The sequence below is a fragment of the Nocardiopsis sp. TNDT3 genome (assembly GCF_003427465.1).
Lineage (GTDB): Bacteria > Actinomycetota > Actinomycetes > Streptosporangiales > Streptosporangiaceae > Nocardiopsis > Nocardiopsis dassonvillei.
Genome location: NZ_QPFC01001086.1, coordinates 1 through 5,782 on the forward strand (window position 1 = coordinate 1; position 5,782 = coordinate 5,782).

The window sequence follows — 5,782 nt, forward strand, 5'->3', positions numbered from 1 at the left end:
CCCCGAGGCGGGGTCCCCGGAGGAGGAGTTCCCGCGCGCCCCGGAGACGGCGCCCCGCCGCCGCCCCGAGCCGCCGTCCTTCTCCCGGCCGCGCCGCCGCGGTCGGCGCCGCTTCCGCCTGCGCTGGCTGGTCAGCCTGCTGCTGGTCACCGCCCTGGCCGTCCCGGTCGGCACCTGGGCCTGGGTCTGGTACGTGGCCCGCCAGGACGAGCGCACCCCCTCCGACGCCATCGTCGTGCTCGGCGCCAGCCAGTACAACGGCGTGCCCTCGCCCGTCTTCGAGGCCCGGCTGCGCCAAGCCCAGGTCCTCTACCTGGAGGGCGTGGCCCCGGTCATCGTCACCGTCGGCGGCAAGCTGCCCGGCGACAACTTCACCGAGGCCGCCTCCGGACGCAACTGGCTGATCGAGGTGGGCGTCCCCGGCGACCAGGTCATCGCGGTGGAGGAGGGGAGTGACACCCTCCAGAGCATCGAAGCCGTCGCCGGGGTCTTCGAGGCCAACTCCTGGGACACCGCCATCCTCGTCTCCGACCCCTGGCACAGCCTGCGCTCCGAACGCATGGCCGCCGCCCACGGCATCGAGGCGGGCACCTCGCCCTCGCGGTCGGGGCCCGCGGTCATCGAGCGCCGCACCCAGCTGTGGTACATCACCAGGGAGACCGCGGCGCTCTGGTACTACTGGATCTTCAACGACAGCAGCGACATCCAGGTCGATGCCGCCTGACCAGCGCGGACGGTGCCCGGGTCGTAGCTGGGAAGTAGGCTCGCACACACGATGACGAACAATCCCCGCGAGGGCGGAGCGCTCGGCTACACCGACCAGGACACCGAGCGCATGGCCCTGGAGAACCGCAAGAACCGGGCCCGCGACCCCTTCGAGCGGGACCGGGCCCGGGTCCTGCACAGCGCCGCCCTGCGCCGCCTGGCCGCCAAGACCCAGGTCGTCCAGCCCGGTGTGAGCGACTTCCCGCGCACCCGCCTCACCCACTCCCTGGAGTGCGCCCAGATCGGCCGCGAACTCGGCCAGGCCCTGGGCTGCGACCCCGACCTGGTGGAGGCGGCCTGCCTGTCCCACGACCTGGGCCACCCGCCCTTCGGCCACAACGGCGAGCGCGCCCTGGACGAGGCCGCCGCCGACTGCGGCGGGTTCGAGGGCAACGCCCAGAGCCTGCGCCTGCTCGTGCGCCTGGAGGGCAAGGTCATCGACCCCGACGGGCGCAGCGCGGGGCTCAACCTCACCCGCGCCACCCTCGACGCCACCGTCAAGTACCCCTGGCTCCGGGGCGAGGGCGGCGACACCCACAAGTTCAACTGCTACCCCGACGACACCGAGGTGTTCGACTGGCTGCGCAGGGACGCGCCCCCGGGCCGCACCTGCTTCGAGGCCCAGGTCATGGACTGGGCCGACGACGTCGCCTACTCCGTGCACGACGTCGAGGACGCCCTGCACGCCGGGCTGGTGGACCCCGCGGCCCTGCGCGGCGCCGCCGAGCGCGCCGAGGTCGTGCGGATCGCCGCCGCCGACTACTGCGACGCCGACCCGGCCGAACTCGACGAGGTCTTCACCGACCTGATCGCCCACCCCGCGTGGCCGCGCGAGTTCACCGGGGACCTCGCCTCGCTCGCCGCGCTCAAGAACCTCACCAGCGGGCTCATCGGCCGCTTCTGCCGGGCCGCGGAGGAGGCCACCCGCGCCGCGTACGGTCCCGGGCGCCTCACCCGTTACGGCGGCGACCTCATCGTGCCCCGCCGCCCCCTGCTGGAGTGCGCCCTGCTCAAGGCGGTCGCCGCCCACTTCGTGCTCTCGCGGGAGGAGGCCCGGGTCTACCAGGCCGAGGAACGCCGCCTGATCACCGAGCTGGTCGGCCTCCTGTGGAAGAACGCCCCCGAGGGCCTGGACCCGCAGTTCCGCGCCGCCTTCACCGGGGCCGCCGACGACTCCGCCGCCCTGCGCGTGGTCATCGACCAGGTCGCCTCGCTCACCGACACCTCCGCGACCGCGCTGCACGCCAGCCTCACGGGCTGAGCGCGGGACCGCGCCCGCGTCCCCGGCCCCTTCCCCCGTTTCCACGACCGGGGTGAAGGGGGGTTGACTTCACTGATGTGAGCGCTAACAATGTTGCGCACATCACAGAAGCCCCCCTTCCTGTGTCCGGAGGTGTCGTCCCGGTGAAACCCCCAGGTGGCCGTACCCCCGTCATGGCGGACGTGGCCCGGCTGGCCGGAGTCTCCCACCAGACGGTGTCGCGCGTGGTCAACGGCCACCCCAACGTCCGCGAGGAGACGGTGCTCCGGGTACGCGACGCCATCGAGGAGTTGGGCTACCACCGCAACTCCACCGCGCGCGCCCTGGTCACCCGCCGCACCAACGTGCTCGGCGTCATCGCCTTCGACCCCACGCTCTTCGGCCCGGCGCAGACCCTGGCGGGGATCGAGCGGGCCGCGCGCGAGGCGGGCTACTTCCTGAGCATGGTCAGCCTCGACGACGTGTCTCCCGAGGGCGTGGTCGCGGCCGCCGACTACCTGATCCAGCAATCGGTCGAGGGCTGCGTGGCGATCGCCCCCCAGCGCGCCCTGGTGGAGGCGCTGGCCGCGCTGCCCGGCCCCGGGCCCCTGGTCGCGGTCGAGGGCGGAGAGGGCTCGGGCCTTCCCGTCGTCTGCGTCGACCAGGCCCAGGGCGCCCACGACGCCGTCCGCCACCTGCTCGACCTGGGCCACACGACCGTCCACCACGTGGAGGGCGACCCCCTGTGGCTGGAGTCAGCGGCCCGGGTGGTCGGGTGGCGCCGGGCACTGGAGGAGGCCGGGGCGCCTGTCCCCGAACCGCTCCAGGGGGACTGGAGCCCCCGGTCGGGCTACGAGCTGGGCCTGGCGCTGGTGCGCAGGCGCGCCTCGGGGGAGCGGGTCACGGCGATCTTCGTGGGCAACGACCAGATGGCCATCGGCGTGCTGCGCGCGCTGCACGAGGCGGACCTGCACGTCCCCGGCGACGTCAGCGTGGTCGGCTTCGACGACATCCCCGAGGCCGAGTACCTGACCCCGTCCCTGACCACCGTCCACCAGGACTTCGCCCAGGTGGGCCGGGAGAGCCTGGCCCTGCTGCTCGCCGAGATCGCCCGGGAGGGTTCGGCCGACCCCGCCGGGGCCGCGCGCCGGGTCGTCCCGGCGCGGTTGCGGGTGCGCGGCAGCAGCGGGCCCCCGCCGCCGTGACCCCCTGAGACCTCCCTGTCCGCCCCCTCACGGAGGAGCTTCCCTTGGTCCAGAATGTTAGCGCTAACAATTCACGTTCCCCCGATCCGGTGGTCGTCGGCGTCGACTTCGGCACCCTCTCCGGCCGCGCCGTCGTCGTCCGGGTCAGCGACGGCGCCGAACTCGGCTCCGCCGACTCCGTCTACCGGCACGGCGTCATCACCGCGCACCTACCCGGATCGGCCGATCCCCTCGAACCCGAGACCGCGCTCCAGCACCCCGAGGACTACCGCGAGGTCCTGCGCACCGCCGTCCCCGAGGCGCTGCGCGCCGCCGGGGTCGCGCCGGAACGGGTCGTCGGCATCGGCACCGACTTCACCGCCTGCACGGTCCTGCCGGTGACCGCGGACGGCACGCCCCTGTGCGAGCTGCCCGACCTGGCCCGGCGCCCGCACGCCTGGCCCAAGCTGTGGCGCCACCACGCCGCCCAGCCCGAGGCCGACGAGATCAACGCCCTGGCCGCCGAACGCGGTGAGAAGTGGCTGGCCCGCTACGGCGGGAAGATCTCCTCCGAGTGGGAGTTCGCCAAGGCCCTCCAGGTCCTGCGCGACGACCCCGGCGTGTACGGGCGCGCCGACCGCTGGATCGAGGCCGCCGACTGGATCGTGTGGCAGCTGTGCGGGCACGAGACCCGCAACGTCGCCACCGCCGGCTACAAGGGCATCCACCAGGACGGGGAGTGGCCCTCGGCGGACTTCCTGGCCGCCCTGGATCCGGGCTTCTCCGGTTTCGTCCGCGACAAGCTCGCCCACCCCCTGTCCCAGCTCGGCGAGCGCGCGGGCGGCCTCACCGCCCGCGCCGCGGCCTGGACCGGGCTGCCCGAGGGCGTCCCCGTCGCGGTCGGCAACATCGACGCGCACGTCACCGCCGCCACCGCCCAGACCACCGGCAACGGCCGGATGCTCGCCATCATGGGCACCAGCACCTGCCACGTCATGAACTCCGACGTCCTCGCCGAGGTCCCGGGCATGTGCGGCCTGGCCCACGGCGGCATCACCCCCGGAGCGTGGGGCTACGAGGCGGGCCAGAGTGGCGTCGGCGACGTCTTCGCCTGGTTCGCCGACTCCTACGTGCCCCCCGCCTACCACGAGGAGGCCCGCGAACGCGGCCTGTCCGTCCACGACCTGCTCTCGGAACGGGCCGCCGACGCCGCGGTGGGGGAGCACGGGCTCCTCGCCCTGGACTGGCACAGCGGCAACCGCTCGGTCCTGGTCGACCACGACCTGTCCGGCGTGCTCGTCGGACTGACCCTGGCCACCCGGCCCGAGGAGGTCTACCGGGCCCTGGTCGAGGCCACCGCCTTCGGTACCCGCACCATCGTCGAGGCCTTCGCCGACGCCGGGGTCCCCGTGCACGACCTCACCATCGGCGGCGGCATGGTCCGCAACCCCTTCGTCCTCCAGGTCTACGCCGACGTCCTGGGCCGGCCGCTGCGCGTCGTGGCCTCCGAGCACAGCTGCGCCGTGGGGGCCGCCATCCACGCCGCGGTCGCCGCCGGGGCCCACCCCGACATCCACGCCGCCTCCGCCGCCATGGGCGGGGTGCGCGAGGGGACGGTCGACCCCGACCCGGTCCGGGCCGCCGCCTACGACGGGCTCTTCGCCCTCTACACCGAACTCCACGACCACTTCGGCCGGGGCGGCAGCCGCAGTCTGCACCGCCTGCGGGCCCTGCGCAACGCCGCCCTGGCCGCCGCCGCGAGCGGCGGGGAAGGAGAACGATGACCGCCCCCACCCCCACGGCCGTGCCCGAGGAGCACCGGGAGGAGGTGGAGCGCCTGCGGGCCCTGGTGTGCGCCCTGCACGCCGAACTGCCCCGGTGGAACCTCGTCACCTGGACCAGCGGCAACGTCTCCGCCCGGGTCACCGGCGCCGACCTGATGGTGATCAAGCCCAGCGGCGTCTCCTACGACGACCTCTCCCCGGCCGACATGGTCGTCTGCGACCTGGACGGCCGCCCGGTGGAGGGCGCGCACAAGCCCTCCAGCGACACCGCCGCCCACGCCTACGTCTACCGCGCCCGCCCCGACGTCGGCGGCGTCGCGCACACGCACAGCCCCTACGCCACCGCCTGGGCCGCGCGCGGCGAGGCCATCCCCTGCGCGATCACCGCGATGGCCGACGAGTTCGGCGGCGACATCCCCGTCGGCCCGTTCGCCCTCATCGGCGGCGACGACATCGGCAGGGGCGTGGTCGCCACCCTGGAGGGCCACCGCTCGCCCGCCGTCCTCATGCGCGGCCACGGCGTGTTCACCGTCGGAGCGGGCGCCAGGGCGGCGGTCAAGGCCGCCGTGATGTGCGAGGACGTCGCCCGGACCGTCCACATCGCCCGCCAGGGCGGCCCCCTCCAGCGCCTTCCCCAGGAGCACATCGACGCCCTCCACGACCGCTACCAGAACGTCTACGGCCAGTAGGGCGCCTCCAGCGGCACCCGCCGCGCGACGGCCCCCGGCACCACCGAACACGCCCTAAGGAAGCACCGTGACCGTACCCACGCCCCCCGCCACCGAGCACCCTCCCGTGCGCGCCCGCGC

Annotated in this window: 5 protein-coding genes; all 5 read left to right on the forward strand. The window is 74.3% G+C overall.

The features are described 5' to 3' along the window. A partial coding sequence (locus tag DQW06_RS24125; RefSeq protein ID WP_198662534.1) for a YdcF family protein occupies nt 1–724 on the forward strand: 724 nt, incomplete at its 5' end. Nucleotides 725–775: 51 nt separating this feature from the next. Further along, the gene (locus tag DQW06_RS24130) at nt 776–2,026 is read left to right on the forward strand and encodes a deoxyguanosinetriphosphate triphosphohydrolase (protein ID WP_013151799.1); all 1,251 of its coding nucleotides are present in this window, start codon (nt 776–778) and stop codon (nt 2,024–2,026) included. Between the two features lie 173 nt (nt 2,027–2,199). Further along, nucleotides 2,200–3,210: a LacI family DNA-binding transcriptional regulator gene (locus DQW06_RS24135; protein ID WP_041552309.1), complete on the forward strand. Its 1,011-nt coding sequence runs from the start codon at nt 2,200–2,202 to the stop codon at nt 3,208–3,210. A gap of 89 nt (nt 3,211–3,299) precedes the next feature. Further along, complete coding sequence (gene araB, locus DQW06_RS24140; protein ID WP_041552311.1) at nt 3,300–4,973, forward strand: ribulokinase; 1,674 nt, start codon at nt 3,300–3,302, stop codon at nt 4,971–4,973. Further along, entirely contained in the window at nt 4,970–5,662 is a 693-nt protein-coding gene (locus tag DQW06_RS24145) for an L-ribulose-5-phosphate 4-epimerase (protein WP_013151802.1), read from the forward strand. Before araB ends, DQW06_RS24145 begins: the two co-directional genes overlap by 4 nt. The last annotated feature ends 120 nt before the right edge of the window (nt 5,663–5,782 follow it).